Source organism: Paenibacillus sp. FSL W7-1088 (assembly GCF_037969855.1).
In the GTDB taxonomy this organism is placed as follows: Bacteria; Bacillota; Bacilli; order Paenibacillales; family Paenibacillaceae; genus Paenibacillus.
On sequence record NZ_CP150216.1, the window covers coordinates 4,648,222 to 4,667,083 of the forward strand.

18 protein-coding genes are annotated in these 18,862 nt (G+C 47.2%); 7 read left to right on the forward strand and 11 right to left on the reverse strand.

The window, feature by feature from the left end; translation table 11 throughout:
* Positions 1-199 precede the first annotated feature (199 nt).
* A complete protein-coding gene (locus tag MKY42_RS20875) occupies positions 200-1,216 on the reverse strand; it encodes an ABC transporter substrate-binding protein (RefSeq protein WP_339844369.1) in 1,017 nt (338 codons plus the stop codon).
* A 260-nt stretch (positions 1,217-1,476) separates the two neighbouring features.
* Between MKY42_RS20875 and MKY42_RS20880 the strand changes: the two genes are divergently transcribed.
* The 7 genes from MKY42_RS20880 (at position 1,477) to MKY42_RS20910 (ending at position 8,941) form a co-directional block, all read left to right on the forward strand.
* Positions 1,477-2,685, forward strand: coding sequence for a pyridoxal phosphate-dependent aminotransferase (locus MKY42_RS20880; RefSeq protein ID WP_179264063.1), 1,209 nt, complete (start codon positions 1,477-1,479; stop codon positions 2,683-2,685).
* A 361-nt stretch (positions 2,686-3,046) separates the two neighbouring features.
* The gene (gene proB, locus MKY42_RS20885) at positions 3,047-4,150 is read left to right on the forward strand and encodes a glutamate 5-kinase (protein ID WP_090900477.1); all 1,104 of its coding nucleotides are present in this window, start codon (positions 3,047-3,049) and stop codon (positions 4,148-4,150) included.
* A gap of 96 nt (positions 4,151-4,246) precedes the next feature.
* The gene (locus MKY42_RS20890) at positions 4,247-5,494 is read left to right on the forward strand and encodes a glutamate-5-semialdehyde dehydrogenase (protein WP_090900481.1); all 1,248 of its coding nucleotides are present in this window, start codon (positions 4,247-4,249) and stop codon (positions 5,492-5,494) included.
* Positions 5,495-5,530: 36 nt separating this feature from the next.
* On the forward strand, positions 5,531-6,391 hold the full coding sequence (gene proC / locus MKY42_RS20895) for a pyrroline-5-carboxylate reductase (protein WP_339844379.1): 861 nt from the start codon (positions 5,531-5,533) through the stop codon (positions 6,389-6,391).
* On the forward strand, positions 6,388-7,611 hold the full coding sequence (locus MKY42_RS20900) for a 2,3-diketo-5-methylthiopentyl-1-phosphate enolase (protein ID WP_339844382.1): 1,224 nt from the start codon (positions 6,388-6,390) through the stop codon (positions 7,609-7,611). Before proC ends, MKY42_RS20900 begins: the two co-directional genes overlap by 4 nt.
* Positions 7,608-8,285, forward strand: a complete 678-nt coding sequence (locus MKY42_RS20905) for a 2-hydroxy-3-keto-5-methylthiopentenyl-1-phosphate phosphatase (RefSeq protein ID WP_179264061.1) — start codon at positions 7,608-7,610, stop codon at positions 8,283-8,285. Before MKY42_RS20900 ends, MKY42_RS20905 begins: the two co-directional genes overlap by 4 nt.
* Positions 8,286-8,287: 2 nt before the next feature.
* The gene (locus MKY42_RS20910; RefSeq protein ID WP_036607600.1) at positions 8,288-8,941 is read left to right on the forward strand and encodes a methylthioribulose 1-phosphate dehydratase; all 654 of its coding nucleotides are present in this window, start codon (positions 8,288-8,290) and stop codon (positions 8,939-8,941) included.
* A 155-nt stretch (positions 8,942-9,096) separates the two neighbouring features.
* Here MKY42_RS20910 and MKY42_RS20915 read toward each other — a convergent pair whose 3' ends face one another.
* The 10 genes from MKY42_RS20915 to MKY42_RS20960 all read right to left on the reverse strand — a co-directional run bounded on the left by MKY42_RS20915 (position 9,097) and on the right by MKY42_RS20960 (position 18,828).
* On the reverse strand, positions 9,097-10,401 hold the full coding sequence (locus MKY42_RS20915) for a multi-tm2 domain protein (RefSeq protein ID WP_090900491.1): 1,305 nt from the start codon (positions 10,399-10,401) through the stop codon (positions 9,097-9,099).
* Between the two features lie 28 nt (positions 10,402-10,429).
* Complete coding sequence (locus MKY42_RS20920) at positions 10,430-10,882, reverse strand: hypothetical protein (RefSeq protein ID WP_090900493.1); 453 nt, start codon at positions 10,880-10,882, stop codon at positions 10,430-10,432.
* Entirely contained in the window at positions 10,872-11,492 is a 621-nt protein-coding gene (locus MKY42_RS20925) for an RNA polymerase sigma factor (protein ID WP_090900496.1), read from the reverse strand. Before MKY42_RS20925 ends, MKY42_RS20920 begins: the two co-directional genes overlap by 11 nt.
* Before the next feature lie 162 nt (positions 11,493-11,654).
* Positions 11,655-12,377: a DnaD domain-containing protein gene (locus MKY42_RS20930; protein ID WP_339844387.1), complete on the reverse strand. Its 723-nt coding sequence runs from the start codon at positions 12,375-12,377 to the stop codon at positions 11,655-11,657.
* Positions 12,377-13,672 carry an asparagine--tRNA ligase gene (gene asnS, locus MKY42_RS20935; RefSeq protein ID WP_090900499.1) on the reverse strand — a complete coding sequence of 432 codons (1,296 nt, stop codon included), beginning with the start codon at positions 13,670-13,672 and terminating at the stop codon, positions 12,377-12,379. Before asnS ends, MKY42_RS20930 begins: the two co-directional genes overlap by 1 nt.
* A 103-nt stretch (positions 13,673-13,775) precedes the next feature.
* Positions 13,776-14,981, reverse strand: coding sequence for an acetate kinase (locus MKY42_RS20940; RefSeq protein WP_076288965.1), 1,206 nt, complete (start codon positions 14,979-14,981; stop codon positions 13,776-13,778).
* On the reverse strand, positions 14,978-15,850 hold the full coding sequence (locus MKY42_RS20945) for a 3-hydroxyacyl-CoA dehydrogenase NAD-binding domain-containing protein (RefSeq protein WP_063566802.1): 873 nt from the start codon (positions 15,848-15,850) through the stop codon (positions 14,978-14,980). The genes MKY42_RS20940 and MKY42_RS20945 overlap by 4 nt, the downstream gene beginning before the upstream one ends.
* 133 nt (positions 15,851-15,983) lie before the next feature.
* Positions 15,984-17,486, reverse strand: coding sequence for an AAA family ATPase (locus MKY42_RS20950; RefSeq protein ID WP_090900502.1), 1,503 nt, complete (start codon positions 17,484-17,486; stop codon positions 15,984-15,986).
* Positions 17,479-18,006: a hypothetical protein gene (locus MKY42_RS20955; RefSeq protein WP_063566800.1), complete on the reverse strand. Its 528-nt coding sequence runs from the start codon at positions 18,004-18,006 to the stop codon at positions 17,479-17,481. The genes MKY42_RS20950 and MKY42_RS20955 overlap by 8 nt, the downstream gene beginning before the upstream one ends.
* A gap of 291 nt (positions 18,007-18,297) precedes the next feature.
* Positions 18,298-18,828, reverse strand: coding sequence for a DUF5590 domain-containing protein (locus MKY42_RS20960; RefSeq protein WP_090900505.1), 531 nt, complete (start codon positions 18,826-18,828; stop codon positions 18,298-18,300).
* Between the last annotated feature and the right edge of the window lie 34 nt (positions 18,829-18,862).

The following is an 18,862-nucleotide window of genomic DNA, read 5'->3' on the forward strand; positions in this document are numbered from 1 at the left end:
TTCACCTCGTTTTTTAAAATGAGAATGATTATCATTATTTCTGTATGAACTGATTATAAGCGAGCTTTTGTCATTAATCCAGATCTGGCTGTAATCAGCACAAAAAAAGAGCTTTCAACGAAATGTTGAAGGCTCTTTTATAGTCGGCATTCTCGTTCTTAATCCAATACTATATTATGATGTATCAATCGATAAACAACTATTGAATCATTTGTTTCGGCAACTCTTTCAAAAGCCATTCTCTTGAAGTTGCATCACTTGAAGCCTTAACCAGATCAAAGCGATATTCTTTTCCTTCTTTTACAGCGGGCAAGTTCTTCCAGATCGGGCTATCCAGCAATTCTTTGGTGGACTGCTTCGCATCTTCCGTTACTGGATTCAGTATGAATACGCGATCACCCGCTATTTCGGGCAGCTTTTCAGTAGAAATCTCTGCAAAGCCCATTCCTTCATCTAATACTTTCTGAATTTCCGCGGTTGGCTTCATCCCATCGGCTCCATATAACAACTGTGGCAATCCTGCTCCGGCCATGACAAACAGTCGATTACCAGGATACATGGTGAATACCGAAGCTGTTTCCCCTTCTTTCAGTCCATTCTCATGAAGCTGCTTCCACATCTCTTCCGTTGCTTTTTGATGGGCCGTGATCCAAGCTTCCGCTTCCGGCTTTTTGTTCAACAGATCGCCAAGAATACGCATGCGGTCGTCCAGTGAAGCAAATGAATCAAAGGTAACCGTTGGCGCAACCTTCGAGATTTGATCATATTGTGCCTCATCGCTATTCGAGAAAATGATCAGATCAGGATTCAAGGTAAGCGCCTTTTCAACACTCATAGGGAAACCCACATCTTCCGCTTGTGCCACCTGATCATCATATACCGTTCCATTCTGACGAAGAATACCTACAGGTACAACGCCCAGCGCTAACAGATCTCCTGTAACTTCACCATGATAAATCACACGCTTTGGCGTAACCGGAACCTCCACTTCATGGCCTGTCCAGTCCTTGAACATCCGGGTTTCACCCTCAATGTTATCTGCGGATGCCGTCTGTTCCTGATTGGACTGATCTCCATCTGTCTGTGTTTCATTGACTGTTTTGGAATCATCCGTTCCGGCAGATGGAGTTGAAGTCTGATTTCCGCATGCCAGCAGAAGAATGGACAACCATGTAACCGTCAATAATACTGCCGTATTTCGTATACCCTTTTTCATTTCTATTTCTCCCCCTAATAAGTGCTTCGTCCCTATTTATCAATGATATTGATTATCATTATCGAATATAATCATAAAACAGAATTTCCCCTAATCTCAATGGACAAAACAAAATCCCTCATTTCAGTTTTGTACAAAAACTCAAATATTGGCTCTACCCAAGCATTCATGAAGTGTTTTCCCCCTATACAGCTCGGGATTGACGTGATAAATTAATGAGTACTATATTGCCATCTTTAATAACCGGAGTGATGTATAGCATGACTAATCAGCCAAAAGCATCGGGTCGTTCAGCCTTTACCATACCTACATCCGATGTAATGACACAGCTTCCAACACAATTTTTTGCTACCCTTGTTCAAAATGTAAACCGCGAAATCGCAAGTGGTCATGACGTGATTAACCTGGGTCAGGGTAACCCGGACACACCTACACCACCCCACATTGTTAAAACATTGCAGGAGTCGGCGGAGAACCCGCTCTATCACAAATATTCGCCTTTTAGCGGGCATGCTTTCCTGAAGGAAGCCGTTGCGAAGCGTTATAAGGAAGATTACAACGTGGACCTGGACCCCGAAACGGAAGTTGCGATTTTATTTGGCGGAAAAACGGGCTTGGTCCAGCTACCTCAGGTATTGCTCAATCCTGGCGACGTATGTCTCGTACCTGATCCAGGTTATCCGGATTATTGGTCCGGTGTGGCACTGGCAAAAGCGCACATGTCTTTTATGCCACTGCTGGAGTCCAATGCATTTCTGCCTGATTATGAAGCAATCTCTACCGAGGATCGGGAAAAGGCCAAACTGATGTTCCTGAACTATCCCAACAATCCAACATCGGCAACAGCCCCGCTTTCCTTCTATAAAGATACGGTAGAGTTCGCCATTCAAAATAAAATTGTCGTAGCCAGTGACTTCGCCTATGGTGCAATTGGATTCGACGGCCATCGTCCGGTAAGCTTTTTGCAGGCACCAGGTGCCAAAGAAGTGGGCATTGAGTTCTACACATTATCCAAAACCTACAATATGGCGGGTTGGCGTGTCGGATTTGCTCTGGGCAATGCAGAGATCATCTCCAAAATCAATCTGCTGCAGGATCATATCTACGTGAGCCTCTTCGGAGGCATCCAGGCCGCTGCTGCGGCAGCACTTACGTCTTCCCAGGAATGTGTCACTTCACTGGTTGCACGTTATGAATCACGCCGCGATGCTTTCTATGAAGCACTCTCAGCCATCGGCTGGCTGGCCCCAAAACCGGGAGGTTCCTTCTTTAGCTGGCTGCCTGTACCAGCAGGCTTTACTTCTGCTTCATTTGCCGACGTGTTACTACGTGAAGCAAAAGTCGCGGTAGCACCGGGTATTGGTTTCGGTTCACATGGTGAGGGCTATGTGCGCGCAGGGCTACTAAGTGATGAAGATCGATTAAGGGAAGCTGTAGAGCGGATTGGCAAGTTGAATTTATTCAAGTAATTTACAGGTGCATAACCCCTTTGCATCTGCCAAGTTTCCATGGTATGTTATAAGGAAATATTGAACGAAACGTGATGACGGGACCAGTACGAGAGGATCAGCCGCGCCCAGAGAGTAAATTCCACCCGGCTGCAAGAATTTACCGCGACTTCTCTCCGAAACCTACCCCTGAGCGGCCTGTGATGCACAGGACAGTGCCTTCTGTTACAGGGCATGAAGCCGGATGATCCAATCATCAATAAAGGTGGTACCGCGGAAGTAACGAACTTTCGTCCTTTTTAATTAAAAGGGCGGGAGTTTTTTTTGTACCCAACGGTCTGCTCCAGGGTCAATCATTAATATTGTTTAAGGAAGTGAAAACATGACCTCACGTATTGTAGTTAAGATCGGAAGCAGTTCGCTTACTACGGAAGAAGGCGGACTTGATCGAAATGCCATTACTTTTTTTGCCGGAGAAATTGCTGGCTTGGCTGAACAAGGCCATGAGGTTCTTCTGGTCACATCAGGAGCGGTAGCTGCCGGATTCCGGGAGATTGGTTACCCCCAGCGTCCCAAGCAATTGCATGAAAAACAAGCTGCAGCGGCTGTTGGGCAAGCTTTGCTGATGCAGTCATATCAACAGGCTTTTGCAGCGCACCGCGTTACTACAGCACAAATTCTACTCACCCGTACCGACTTTCACAGCCGGAAACGTATGGGCAATGCGGGCATGACGGTGGAAGAGCTGCTCAAGCAGCGCGTCATTCCAATCTTTAATGAGAATGATACCGTATCTGTCGATGAATTGAAGTTCGGAGATAATGATCTCCTGTCTGCTCTGGTAGCGAATCTGGTCAAGGCACAGCATCTGGTCATTCTTACGGATACCAACGGTCTGTACACGGCTGATCCGCGAAAAGATCCGTCTGCGTTTCGTTATGACCGCATCCCCGAAATTACGGCAGAAATTTACGCCTATGCTGGCGGTTCAGGATCATCCGTAGGTACAGGCGGCATGCGATCCAAGGTAGATGCAGCCAAAGTGGCAACGCGTGGAGGCGTACCTGTCTTTGTAGGAAGTGTTAAGGAACCTGGAGATATGCAGAGGGCAGTTGATGGGACCGGAAAAGGAACCTACTTCGAGACTCGCCTTGCGGCTCTCTCTCGTAAAAAGCAATGGCTTGGCTTCATGTCTACTCCGCTCGGCACCGTCGTTGTGGATAATGGTGCCGAAGAAGCACTGGTCCATGGTGGTCATAGCCTCCTGCCTGTAGGTGTCAAACGCGTGCTGGGTACCTTCCATGCAGGAGATGTTGTAGAGGTGCTGGGTATGGATGACACCTTGCTCGGTCGTGGTATCGTCAATTATGATGATGACCAGCTACGCCTCATCGCAGGACTGCCAAGTGGCGAAGTAATGAAGCAGTTGAACAGCATCCATCGACTTGAGGTTATTCATCGGGACGAGTGGATTACGTTAAAATAGAACTCCTATAATCCTACCGAGTGTACTGCTCAAAATCATATGATATAGCCATTAAATAATCTTTTGTTTCCAATTTATATATGGGAGGAATTTATAATGAGTGAAGTCAGGGAAAAAGCGAGTAAGGCCCAAGCCGTCGTTCCACAGCTGAATCGACTGAGCACAGAACAAAAAAATAACGCCCTGCTGGTCATGGCGGACGCATTGATTGCGCAAGCGGATTCCATTATTGCAGCAAACGCTGACGATCTGGAACGAGGCAGACAGCAAGGCACGCCAGAATCGATGCTGGATCGCCTCGCTTTGAATAAGGAGCGGATCGCCGGCATCGCTGAAGGACTGCGTCAGATCGTGGAGTTGCAGGACCCTGTAGGCGAAGTGCTAGAAACATTCACTCGTCCGAACGGATTACACGTTGAAAAATTGAGAGTGCCTATCGGTCTAATCGGCATCATATACGAGGCACGTCCAAATGTTACAGTAGATGCAGCGGGACTTTGCCTCAAAACAGGCAACGCTGTACTGCTGCGAGGCGGCTCCTCTGCCCTCTCCTCCAATCGCAAAATTGTGGAGGTACTTCATCAGGCACTGGCAACAACAGACATGCCAGCTGATGCATTGCAGCTTGTTGAGGATGCAGACCGTTCCTCCGTGGACGAAATGCTCAAGTTAAATGGACTGCTCGATGTCATCATCCCACGCGGCGGAGCTTCACTGATCCGCAATGTGGTCACCAATGCAACAGTGCCTGTGATCGAAACCGGTGCAGGTATCTGTCATACTTATGTGGATGAATCTGCCGATCCGGTCATGGCTGCGGAGATTGCTGTTAATGCCAAGGCACAGCGTCCATCCGTATGCAACTCCATGGAAACCTTGTTGCTGCACGCTGTTTACGCCGAGGAGCATCTGCCGACACTGGCTGAACAATTCCGTGAGGCGAACGTCCTGTTGAAGGGGTGTGACACGGTTCGTCGTCTGGTTCCCTCTGCCCTTCCTGTGACGGAAGAAGATTATGCGACAGAGTACAATGATTATATTTTAAATATTCGTGTAGTTCAGAATTTGGATGAAGCGATGGAGCATATCGCACGTTATGGCACAAAGCATTCAGAGTGTATCGTCACCAAGGATACGAGCAATGCAGAACGTTTTTTACATGATGTAGATGCAGCTGCTGTATACCATAATGCTTCCACACGTTTCACAGACGGATTTGAGTTCGGTTATGGAGCCGAAATTGGGATCAGTACCCAGAAGCTGCATGCTCGTGGACCGATGGGTCTGCCTGCATTAACGTCAACCAAATATCGTATCACTGGCAATGGACAAATCCGGCAATAATATCGCAGCTACAGTTATATAGGAGGAACGATAAATATGAGTCAAGAACAACAGACGTTATTACAACAAAAGATTACTTTTCACGGAGCAGGTGCGATGGCGGAAGCCATCGTGCGCGGATTAATTTCCCGCCTTGTCGTTCGTCCTCAGGATATTACGATGCTGAACCGCAGCAACCAGAAACGTCAGGAGGAGCTCAGTACCCGTTATGCCGTACATACCGGAACTGCTGCACAATCGCTGGATCATCTCGCCGCTTCTCCCGTTATTGTACTCTGCATGAAACCGAAGGATGCTGCCGCAGCGCTGCGTGAGCTTGGGCCGCTCCTGTCTCCGGATCAATTAATCGTCTCCGTTATTGCCGGATTATCGATCCGTACGATGCAATCCCTGCTGGGACGCAAGCAACCGATCGCCCGCACCATGCCGAATACGTCCAGTACAATCGGGCTTGGCGCAACCGGACTTGCCTTCTCTGAAGAGATTACGGATGACCAGCGCAGTACAGTCATGACGATGTTCGAAGCTGTTGGAATCGTGACCATCGTGCCTGAAGATAAACTCGAAGTGCTCACAGGTATTTCCGGAAGTGGTCCGGCTTATGTATACTATTTGATGGAGGCCATGATTGCCGCAGGTATTCGTGGCGGCTTGTCCAGCCAACAATCCCGCGATCTGACTGTTCAGACCGTGCTGGGTGCTTCACGTATGGTGCAGCAAACTGGCTTGGAACCAATGAAACTTCGTAGTGATGTAACCTCCCCGGGAGGTGCAACTCAGGCAGCACTAAAAACGCTGGACGAGGGAGATTTCTTTGAAAATGTAATCGCAGCCGTCAACCGCTGTGCAGAGCGCTCACGGGAGATGGGAGCTGCTTTGGAAGGAGATTTAAAATGAATACTATGTGCACAGCCACTTATCGTCTGCATGATGATCGTGCAGACTTTCGCAAGAAGGCTGGGTCCATTGCTGTCGGCATGACCGTTGGCAGTTGGACTGAATTGCCTCAAGCCAAGCGTGAGGCGATGCAGAAACATCTGGGGGAAGTCATCAGCGTTGAGGTGCATGAAGCTGAGGGCATGACCCCAGGTGAGCGTTACGCTGATATTACCATCGGTTATCCGGATGTAAATTTCAGCCGTGATATTCCTGCTCTGCTCGTGACGGTCTTTGGCAAAATTTCAATGGATGGACGCATCAAACTGACACGGCTTGGATTCTCGGACGGCTTCCTCAGCGCATTCCCTGGTCCCAAGTTTGGACTGAACGGTGTTCGTGATCTGCTAGGTGTACATGATCGTCCGTTGTTAATGAGTATTTTTAAATCAGTCATTGGACTGGATGCTGACGAACTGAGGGAACAGTTTATTCGCCAAGCTCTTGGTGGAGTAGACTTGATTAAAGATGATGAAATTCTGTTTGAGAACAAACTGACTCCGATTGAGAAAAGAGTCGAGGTCTGCATGAAAGCTGCGGAACAGGCACGCAAGGAGACAGGTAAGAAACTTCTTTATGCCGCAAATTTAACTGGACCTACCTCACGCCTGAAACAACAGGCTGAACGCGCGATAGGTGCAGGAGCAAATGCGCTGTTGTTCAATGTCTTGTCATACGGATATGACGTGCTGCACGAACTAAGCAGTGATCCGGACATCAACGTACCGATCATGGCTCACCCTGCGCTTGCAGGTGCACTGTATCCTTCACCACACTATGGAATCTCGGCTTCCGTCCTGCTGGGACAGCTGATGCGACTTGCCGGAGCGGATCTGGTGCTCTTCCCTTCCCCTTACGGATCGGTGACGATGCCGAAGGAAGAGAATATGGCCATTACAGAACAGTTGCTGTCACCTGAGCTTCCTGTCAGAACCAGCATGCCTGTGCCTTCGGCTGGTATACATCCAGGGCTTGTACCTCTTATTCTGCGTGACTTCGGCACCGATGTCATCGTTAATGCCGGCGGAGGTATTCATGGGCATCCCATGGGTACTGAGGCAGGCGGACGGGCATTCTTGCAGGCTATCGAGGCAGCCCAACGTTCCATTCCACTGGCAGAATATGCAGTCGAACATCCCGAACTGAAAAGTGCAATAGATCTGTGGGGTGGTGAACGATGAGAAGTGATAAAAAAACAGTTATTTTCTGTGATTTTGATGGCACGATCACCCTTTCGGACAATATCGTAGCGATTATGAAACATTTTAAACCCGAAGGTATTGAAGCAATTATGAAAGACACGATTGAACAGCGAATTTCGCTTCGCGAAGGTGTGGGAGCGATGTTCGCTCTGTTGCCTTCTTCGCAAAAAGATGAGATTGTGGAATTTGTACTTGGACAGGCTGGCATCCGAGAAGGGTTCAGCGAATTTCTTGCATACGTTCGGGACGAGGGCATTGAATTTAATGTCACGAGCGGCGGAATGGACTTTTTTATCGAGCCTTTGCTCGCTCCATTCGATATTCCACAGGATCATGTTTATTGCAACGGGGCGGATTTCACAGATGAATTCATACGTATTGAATGGCCTAATCCATGTCGGCCTCCTTGTGAGAACGGCTGCGGCATGTGTAAAACGACGGTTATTCGTACATTCCCGGAAGAACAATATAATCGTATCCTCATTGGAGACAGTCTGACGGATTTTGAAGGTGCCAAAATCGCTGATCTTGTCTACTCTCGTTCTATCCTGACGGATAAGTGTATAGAGCTGGGTGTGGATCATGTCCCATTCACAACCTTCTACGATATTATGAAAGATATGAAACAGAAGCAAACACAAGGAGTGCTGTAAAGATGGGTTTTGAAAAGATTACATTGGAACATAAACGTCAGGTGCTCGAAGAACTGGCTGATATCAAAGCGCTGTTTGCCAGCCGTAACTGGTTCCCTGGTACAAGTGGCAACCTGTCAATGCGTGTGGGCGACTTCGACCCGGAGCAATTCTACTTTGCAGTTACTGCATCAGGCAAAGACAAATCTCTCCGTACACCGGAAGACTTTCTGTTTGTAGACAAGCATGGTAAAGCCATTGAGACCACAACCCTGAAACCAAGCGCTGAAACGTTGATTCACTGCGAAATCTATCGTTTAACCGGCTGTGGCGCGGTGTTCCATGTGCATACCGTATTTAACAACCTGATCAGTGAGTTCTTTGGAGCAGATGGACACGTACCGATTCAAGGCATCGAATTGATCAAGGCGTTCAACATCTGGGAAGAAAATGCAGAGATTCGTGTACCAGTTCTGCCTAACTTCGCTGATATTCCATCCATCGCTGAATTGGTACCAGGTGTACTTGACGCGAATGTACCGGGAATTTTGCTGCGTAATCACGGGATTTATGCCTGGGGCAAAGATGCTTTTGAAGCGAAACGTCATCTGGAAGCGTTCGAGTTCCTGTTCGAAGTGATGTACCGTCAACTTCTACTGAAGGGTGCTACGAAATAGCAATCATTCATTCGAAATCAAAGCTGCACAACCAAAAACACGCCAAGGCTGATAGACATAGCCCTCGGCGTGTTTTTATGTTTGGTTAATTCCTTGTTTTCTGTGATTCTCTTTGTTCCCCTTTGGAAAAGGGAATCGAAAAAATCTGTAAAGTTCTACAATCGATCCTCCCGATCCTTGAATAAAAAGAGACTGTCTGCTCCCTCATCAGTTCGATGAACCGTACTATTCGTACTCGCACCGCGCTGCTTGCCAAACAGCAGCTTCAGACCGCCAAAAATGAGCAGCAAGGACACAATGACGGTGTTCACATACGAACGAATCTCGTACGTCATAAATGCATTCGGGAACATTTCATTCAGCTGTGGAATGACCAGGCGGATAAACAGATAGTACAATCCCAATGCAGCAATTCCGAATCCAATCAGGCGCTGGTGACGAGCCCAATCCTTGAAAATGGGTTGATCGGTCAACGGTTCACGGCCATAACGGCTTGAACACTGAAGTCCGTCAAAGAAGCTGTAGAACCAGATCAACGGAATCATGAACAGGAACACCGATAAATGAAGCAGGTCCAGAACGTAGATACTGCCGAGAAACAGGAACATGAGTTGCATGCCTCTTTTTTGCAGTCCCAGATACAGATGTCCCGCACCCGGGAAGGCTGATAACAGGGTTGCCAGCACTTTGCTTCGCCGTCCAGAAGCCCTGCCCATCTCCAGCTCCTCGAACAACGTACGATCCTGCAATACCTCACCGGCCTGTTTGCGATGCACATGCTGAACCGCATCAAACATGCAGTATACCCAGATGACAGGCAGAATGAGCAAGAACATCAGAAATACCGATTCATTCGTAATCGAAGCTACAAATACCATCATCGCAAATGAGCCAAAGAACGCCATCAGGAATGATAAACCGCGATGTAACAGTCCGAGATGAAGATGTCCCAGACCTGGAACAAAAGAAAGTAGAATCGTAAAAAATCGTTCGCTTTCACTGCCTTTTTGATACATGGGTTGACCATAAGGAGCCGCAGGCACGCCATACTCACCGTTCTGATTCTGATGTATCCCCTCCATGTCCATCTCCATCTGTCCCAGATGACCTTCCTGCCCAGTGTATGCTCCCTGATATGCCGCCCCCTGATGCGGTCCACTGTAATGTGCGCCATATCCATGGTATCGGGCATCATGTAGTGAAGGAGCACGGAGCAGAACGATAATCATATCCAGCATGCTGATACACCAGAAGAATATGGCTCCCAGGAACCCGACAATCATCAAATCCTTCTCATCAGTCAACAACGCCAACATGACGAAGCCAATGCCTGTTCCAAAAAAGAGTAATGGATAGACCACAGCTCTGGTAGGCCGCCTCCAATAGAGAAAACCAAGACCCGGTATCAGGTTTAATAAAAATGCAAGTATTTTGTTACGATCTGATTGCACAGTCTTCATCCTTTCTTTTCAGGCAATGCGAAACAATTTATGGTCCAGGCTTGAAGTGATCCAGCCATGACGTGGCTGCCTCTGTCCACTTTTCCGTAAATGACCCCCTGTGCTCACCGTCCTGGAACTTATGATATGGCGCTACCTTGTCAAACAATCCCGAGGAGAGGAAGATTAACGTCAGACAAGCCGCTACGGCATAATGAAACACTTTGTGATCCAGCCAGATACGTCTTCGTCCAGAACGCGATTTGCGCTTTGGCTTGGAGGATTGCATTTCCGTAATTTGATTCATCACCGAATCGGCGAAGCCTACCGGGTCCTTCAGTTGTGGCAGCTCCCGATGAATGTCGAGTGCTTCGAGATAGTTGTCCATCGCTTCCGGAACGTCCATAAGCATCTGTTCCATCATACTTGCCTGGTCTGCAGTCATTCGGCCTTCAATATAATCAGTCCATTCCTGGACGGTATACATCCTTTTATTCCTCACGCCACTCATCCTCCTTCCAATGATTTCGAATCCACTGCCGGGCACGATACAGACGGGACTCCACGGTTTTCACTGCTACCTGTGCATCACGGGCAATCTGCTCATAATTTTTTTCGCTTAAGTAATACGCAGTAATAATGTCCCTATGCTGGGCAGGCAGCTGGTTGATTCGCTCGCGCAACTTCTCCTGACGCTCTTCACGCACGAGGCGGGCAAGAACATCTTCTTCACGACCGGGCATGTTCATTATTTTTTCTTCTCCGCCCAGATCCTCAGCGCTTCGTCTGCCCAGCTTGCGTTTGGCATCTATTGCTTTGTGAAAGGCAATTCGGGTTAACCACGTTTTGAAACCTTCGGATCGGTAATCGGGGAGAGATTTAACCATCTGAATGAACGCCTCCTGCGCTGCATCCTGTGCATCCTGATCGTTCCGCAATACGGAATAGGCCACATGGTATACATGCTGACTGTACTTTTCGATCAACAAGCGTATCTGGGATGTATCGCCTTGACGGATTTGTTCGATTAAGCGCGCTTCATCAATGACTCTCCCCTCCTCTCCACTACAATAGACGACAACTTGTTTGTTGACCCCTGCGTATTCATTCATTTTTTTATAAAAAGGTTACACATTGCCTGAAAAGTCAGACCTATCGGGGACTTAATGTATCTTACTTAACATCTCTATAATCTAAAAAAACAGGCACAGAATAAATTCTGGCCTGTTTTTGGTTTAATCTGAATGAAATTGTTGCTTAATCTAACATTGGTATTAACGTCCACCGTTACGGAACCGCTGCGTATATGCCTTGGCGTCCTGCACATTCTTCACGCGGTTACGGCTCCATTCAAGCAGAATTCGGTCGATATAGCGAAAATGCACTTTACCAGCAAAGACCGCTTCCTTCAATGCCATGAGAATCAGTTCCTCCTGATAGCGATCCTGATCCAGCCAGCCGGATATCGTCTCGCATTCCATCGGGGAAAGCGGGCGGCCAAATTCTTTTTCAAAAATAGAGAACATATTTCGTTCTTCCTCTTCTTTTTGAACACTGTTCGAATCCGGGCGCAATGCATTACTGTCCAGCTGCTGCTTACGGGCCATGGCCATATCCTCTGCTGTACATCCTGCCAGCTTCGCATATAATCCATGCAGATCATAACGTTCATATTGAATGTCACGCTCTTCATCCCGATGCTCGTCAATGTGAATGTACCCGTCTCTCATAAGACGCTGCAGCATTCTGGCGATGCCTTCAGGAGCAAGACCCATACGGGTTGCAAGCTCTTCAAGCGTTGGAAACTCATTGAATTCGACTTGCCGGAATCCAAACAATTGAATCAGCAGAAGCACCTCTGCGTCACTTAACCCCAGCTGATGATAATAGCGCAATAAAGCATATGGGAGCTGCGCTGTCCCTGATGCCATACCGTAAGCTGCTCCGTTCAACCAGGCTTTGGAGCCGGCTTCTTCCATGGACTCGCGGTTAAGCATTAAGGGTACAGACGATAGAGCATACGTGGGAATGCAATTGTTTCACGTACGTGATCCAATCCACAGATCCATGCTACCGTCCGCTCCAATCCCAGACCGAAGCCGGAGTGAGGAACCGATCCGTATTTACGTAAATCCAGATACCACTGATATGCCTCTTCCGACAACTGATGCTCATCAAAGCGCTGCTGCATCAGTTCCGGATCATCAATACGCTGGGAACCGCCAATGATCTCTCCGTATCCTTCTGGTGCGATCATATCTGCACAGAGGACCACTTCAGGACGATTCGGATCAGGTTTCATGTAGAATGCCTTGATTCCAGCCGGATAATGGGTAATAAAGACCGGTGTTTCGTATTTCTCAGCAATCGCCGTTTCGTGTGGAGCACCAAAGTCTTCTCCCCAAGGAATATCGAAGCCTTGTCCATTCAAGAATTCAATCGCTTCATCATACGTAATGCGCGGGAATGGAGCTACAATTTTTTCAAGCTTGGATACATCACGTCCGATGGACTCCAGTTCAGCACGGCAGTTTTTCAGAACCGTTTGAACCACGTGAGCAATAAACTTCTCTTGCACTCGCAGGCTTTCCTCATGATCCACAAACGCCATTTCCGGCTCAATCATCCAGAACTCGATCAGGTGACGACGTGTTTTGGATTTCTCGGCACGGAACGTAGGACCGAAGGAGTACACTTTGCCCAGCGCCATTGCTGCAGCTTCCATATACAACTGTCCACTTTGTGTCAGATAGGCATCTTCATCAAAATATTTGATGTGGAACAAGTTCGTCGTTCCTTCAGCAGATGAAGGTGTAAGAATCGGAGGATCAACCTGTGTGAATCCGTTACCATCAAAGAACTGCTGAACAGCGCGGATGATTTCCGCACGAATAACCATAATCGCACGTTGTTTTGTCGAACGCAGCCACAGATGGCGATGATCCATCAGGAAGTCTACCCCATGCTCTTTCGGAGTAATTGGATAGTTTTCAGTAAGATGAATAATGTCCACGCCAGTAACCGTCATCTCATAACCGGATGCACTACGTGGTTCTTCACGGATAATTCCCGTTACATACAATGAACTTTCTTGAGTCAAGCTCTTCGCAGCATTCCAGATATCTTCGCTGACTTCACTTTTAACGACTACCCCTTGAATATATCCGGTTCCATCACGCAGTTGCAAAAATTGAATTTTGCCGCTGGAACGTTTGTTGTTAATCCAGGCGCCGATCTTAACAGTCTCGCCCACATGCTCACTCACATTACGAATTACGCAATCCGTACTCATGCATATATCTCTCCTTGGAATCCTGAATTTGAAAATGCAGCGGGCAGGCTATATGCCTGTCCCCTGCACTTCCTTGTCATGCTATATTCACTTTACAATTAGATTACAGAGAATTCAATACGATTCGGTGTGTATCTCTTGCAATCACCAATTCTTCGTTCGTGGGAACTACGAGAACGTCCACTTTGGAATTGGCTGTTGTGATGCGGCGTGGTTCTCCAGAGCGAATTGCATTCAGCGCTTCATCCAGTTCAACACCCAGATACGTGAGTTGCTCACATACTTTTTGGCGAAGAACAACAGAGTTTTCACCTACACCAGCCGTAAATACGATCACGTCTACACCGTTCATTGCTGCTGCATAAGAACCGATGTATTTACGCAGACGGTATTCGTACATCTCGAATGCAAGCGTGGAGTTAGCATCGCCAGCCTCCATACCTTCCGTGATTTCACGCATGTCGCTGCTGATGCCGGAGATTGCAAGAAGTCCACTATGTTTGTTCAACATGGAGTTTACTTCGCTCACGCTCAGTTCTTCCTTGTTCATGACATAAGGTACAATGGCCGGATCTAGGTCACCACTACGTGTTCCCATCATCAATCCTTCGAGTGGAGTCATGCCCATGGACGTGTCCACGGATACGCCGCCTTGTACAGCCGTTACGCTACCACCATTACCAACGTGGCATGTGATGATCTTCAGATCTTCCAATGGACGATCGAGATATTCAGCTGCTGCCTTGCTTACGTAATCATGGGAAGTACCATGTGCTCCATAACGACGCACTTTATACTTTTTGTAAAGCACACGTGGAATGGCATACAGATATGCTTTTTCCGGCATCGTTTGATGGAAAGCCGTATCAAAGACCATTACCTGTGGTACGCCTGGCATGTTGGATTCAGCCGCACGAATACCCATCATTGCTGCAGGGTTATGCAGTGGAGCCAGATCGAACAGACGGCGAATTTCTGCTTTGGAAGCATCATCAACCAACGCCGATTCCTTAAATGCTTCACCACCATGCACTACACGATGTCCAACAGCCTGAATTTCATCAACAGAACCAAGCACACCGTTTTCTTTGTCTGTCAGGATGTCAATAACTTTACGAATCGCTGTAGTATGTTCAAGAATTTCGCTAACTTCCGTAACATCCTCACGGCCGGTTGGTTTATGAGTCAGAATGGAAGAATCCATCCCGATCCGCTCTACCAGACCTTTTGCCAATACGGATTCATCCGTCATGTTATACAATTGATATTTGAGCGAGGAACTCCCCGCATTAATTACGAGTACTTTCACAGCCGGTCACCATCCTTGTCGTACTTGAAGAATCCTTCGCCTGTTTTGACACCCAGGTGTCCTGCACGCACCATTTTCTTCAGGACTGTGGAAGGACGATATTTCAATTCACCGAATTCACGGAACATTCTTTCGAGTGCAGCTTCTACCGAATCCAATCCGAAACGGTCTGCCATCTCAAGCGGTCCGTGCTGGAAATTGTATCCGATACGCATAGCGTCATCTATATCTTCAGCGGAAGCGACACCTTCCTGCAGTACATGCAGCGCTTCGTTGATCAGAAGACAGATCAGTCTGGACGTCACAAATCCAGGTGATTCATAGATCATAACGCCTTTTTTGTCCGCAACTTCTTCCACAAAACGTCTCGTTTCTGCAAAAGTGCTATCGGATGTTTTCAGACCACGAATAATCTCTACAAGATCAACCCGGGAAACCGGGTGAATAAAGTGCATACCAATAACACGCTCTGGGTATTTGGTTGAGCTTGCAAGCTCAGTCAAACTCAGCGTGGATGTATTACTTGCAAGAATTACGTTGCTTGGGCAAACTTGGTCCAGTTGACTGAATACCGCTTTTTTCGCTTCCAGATCTTCAGAAATAGTCTCAATGACCATATCGCAAGTTCCGAGTTCAGCCAGATGAGCAACTTTGGTAATACGGGAGAGAATCAATTTCTTCTCAGCCTTTGTAATCGCCCATTTCTCCAGTTGTTTATCGAGGTTGGTCTCAATCATGTTATATGCATGATCCAGCTTCTCCGTTGTGTGTTCCACCAGAAGCACATCAAGTCCTTTGGCTGCAAGCATCTGGGAAATACCTTGCCCCATCGTGCCGCCGCCGACAACTCCTATCTTTTTGAAAAACATGGTTCTGCTCCATCCTTTCGGTTCTCTATTTCTCTATTGTACCCTGTTCGCCGAAAATTACAAATTTCGACCCAACATATAATAATATCTTAGCACGACTGAAATGTAAAAAAAAATAACCGACATAAATAAATTATGCCGGTAGAAGGGCGCTGTCACGAAATTGACAACGAAATTGATCGCCAGACAATACTTCTTCCCTGAGCAATGTGTCGAGGGAATTGTCGAAAATTGTCCGCTGTTCTTCAAGCAATCGTTTGGTCTGTTCCATCAGGTCTTGCAGGATCAATTTGTTCTCCCGCATTAATTCTTCCGTAGTGACCATATCCATGTTAACAATGCCCAACGTTGTGAGCCCGGAAGCCATCATCGTCTGTACCACATTCGTTGCCTGCTCAAAGTCATTGCGTGATCCTGTACTGCGTCCACCGTAATACATTTCCTCCGCTGCTGCACCTCCAAGGGCAATCATGATTTGCTCTTCAAGGAAGCGCTTCGTGTACAGAAATTGCTCTTGTTGCGGGTTATGACGTACATATCCCAGGGCCTGTCCACGAGGGCTGAGTGCAACCTGACTCACACTGCCAGGACGAACCAGTTCAGCCATGATGGCATGTCCCAATTCATGGATAGCGACTCTTTTCTTCTCTTCCACGCTGGATTCGCGGTCTGTCTTCTCACCCATCATTACCTTATCAATTGCAAGGGACAGATGACGCTGTTCAATGTTAGGCAGCCCGTCTCTCATGGCGTAAATTGCGGCTTCGTTCATCACACTTTCCAGCTGTGCTCCAGAGAAACCATAGGATTCTTCTGCTGTCTTCTCAAGGCTGACCCCTTCAAGAAGAGGTTTATTGACTGCATGCAGCTCCAGTATGTGTTGTCTGCCTTTCTTATCCGGCAAGTCTACCTGAATATGACGGTCAAAACGACCTGGACGTGTCAACGCGCTGTCCAGCATTTCTTTTCGGTTTGTAGCGGCGATCACAAGTATGCGCGGTGTGTCGGAAGAGTATATGCCATCCATCTCCGTCAACAGCTGATTCAGCGTCTGATCATATTCACGCTGTTGTCCACCTTCCCGTTTTCCACCAATCACATCAATTTCATCGATAAATATAATGGCATTTTCCTTATTTTCTTTAGCGGCACGTGTTCTTGCATCACGGAACAAATCCCGTATTCTGCCAGCACCTACACCAACATACATCTCAACAAACTCACTGCCTGATGCAGCTACAAAAACAGAGTCGGTATAATGAGCAGCAGCTTTGGCCATCAAGGTTTTACCAGTCCCTGGAGGCCCAGTAAGCAGGATACCTTTCAAAGGACGAATACCAAACTTCTGAATTTCTTCATGTCGAATGAGAAAATCGAGCGCTTCCCGCAGTTCCTGCTTGGCACTCTCCTGACCACCGATTTCTTCAAAAGTCAGCTTGGACGGTCCTTTTTTCTTGCGTTTACGTTCCTGACCTGCGCCCACTGTAATTCCACCACGCATTTGCATCATGAGCAGCAGAGCACCCACAAGCATTGCAGCGATCAGAATGGGAATCATGTTTACACCGATAAAAGCAATAAAGATAATCAATACGGGTACAAATCCAATGACAATTTCTTTCGTCCATTTAGGCATTTGGCCACACTCCTATCTGACCGGGCACACGCGGCAGAATAATAAACTTGCTGGCATCTCCATCTCTGAGACTGACATATACATTATTGTCATCCATGGCTGTATTTACCTTGATTCCATTCGTAGCCATTTTGGACAAGGTCGGTGTAATCTCGGTGTATTGCTTGTTCTCCATCGCTTGAGCTACGGTAAACATCGCGCTTCCCCACCAGCTTTCTAACGCTTCGTTCGAATGATCCACGACATCCAGCTTCAACGAACGAGTGCCAATCAAGGTCTGTCCTTCTTTGTGAATATATTGTACCAATCTGCCCAGATCAACATCCGGCTGCAGATCAAGTTTCAACTGTACATCATTGCGGTTAATAGTTAATTGAACATCATTGACTCCATCGTACTGGGTAACCATCTTTTCAATTGGGCTTTGCACAGCCACATGACGATACACAAACCAACCTCCAAACAACACAACGGCTGAAATGACGGCAGTCAGAGCAATAGGCAATACTTTTATCTTCAAGTGAGTTACCCCTCCTAAATTTTGGCCCATCCTATAACTTATAGGCAAGAATATGAATATGTGTACATAATGTCCTGTGATGTGCCTAACAGGATTTATTTGTGTATGATGTATCCTTGAATACATATTTGAGTATATCACATCGTATATACAATATCTAAGGCGAAAATATGAATTTTAACTATTCAAATCCAAAATGATCAACAAAGTACGTCAAAAAACCGGTCAGTCGGGTTTCCGTCTGCCGGTTCTTTAATCTATTCTTTTCAGACCATAGCAGGTCTGCCAATTCTAGCTGTTCGGGATCGTATAGACCAGGTCCACCTGTTCCCCGTTACTGAAACGGTAAAACCGATAATAGTTGTGAGTATCATCGTTATAATACACTTGCCATACATAGATTCCATTGACAACGCCTGGCATGATTCGTTTGATCTCTCCACCGGGAACTTCAGAGCTGAACCGATTTCGTATCTGAGCTTCAGACATGCCATTCTTCAACAGTTCACTGTGCACCGCATTGGCTCCCGACACCGGTTTGTTATTCTCATCAAACTTGATCCACACCATGACATCCTGGTTATCCTTATTTTTGCCGATCAGGGTCCAGTATATGTTGTCTCCGCCGTCTTTCTGCCCCCAGACATACTTACGCAACTCTTCGTGGGACGTAATCCCCAGCTGTTTCTGAGCCGCCTGTATGGCCAACGCCTCTTCCTTGCGCTGATCCTGGGTAACATAGACATAATAACGCTGAAGTCCAAACAGAATCAGAACCAGGAGCAGCAGCGAAATCCATATCCACTTCTTTTTTTTCTTCAAAAGCCGAACTTCCTTTCCCTATGACGCTGCTGTC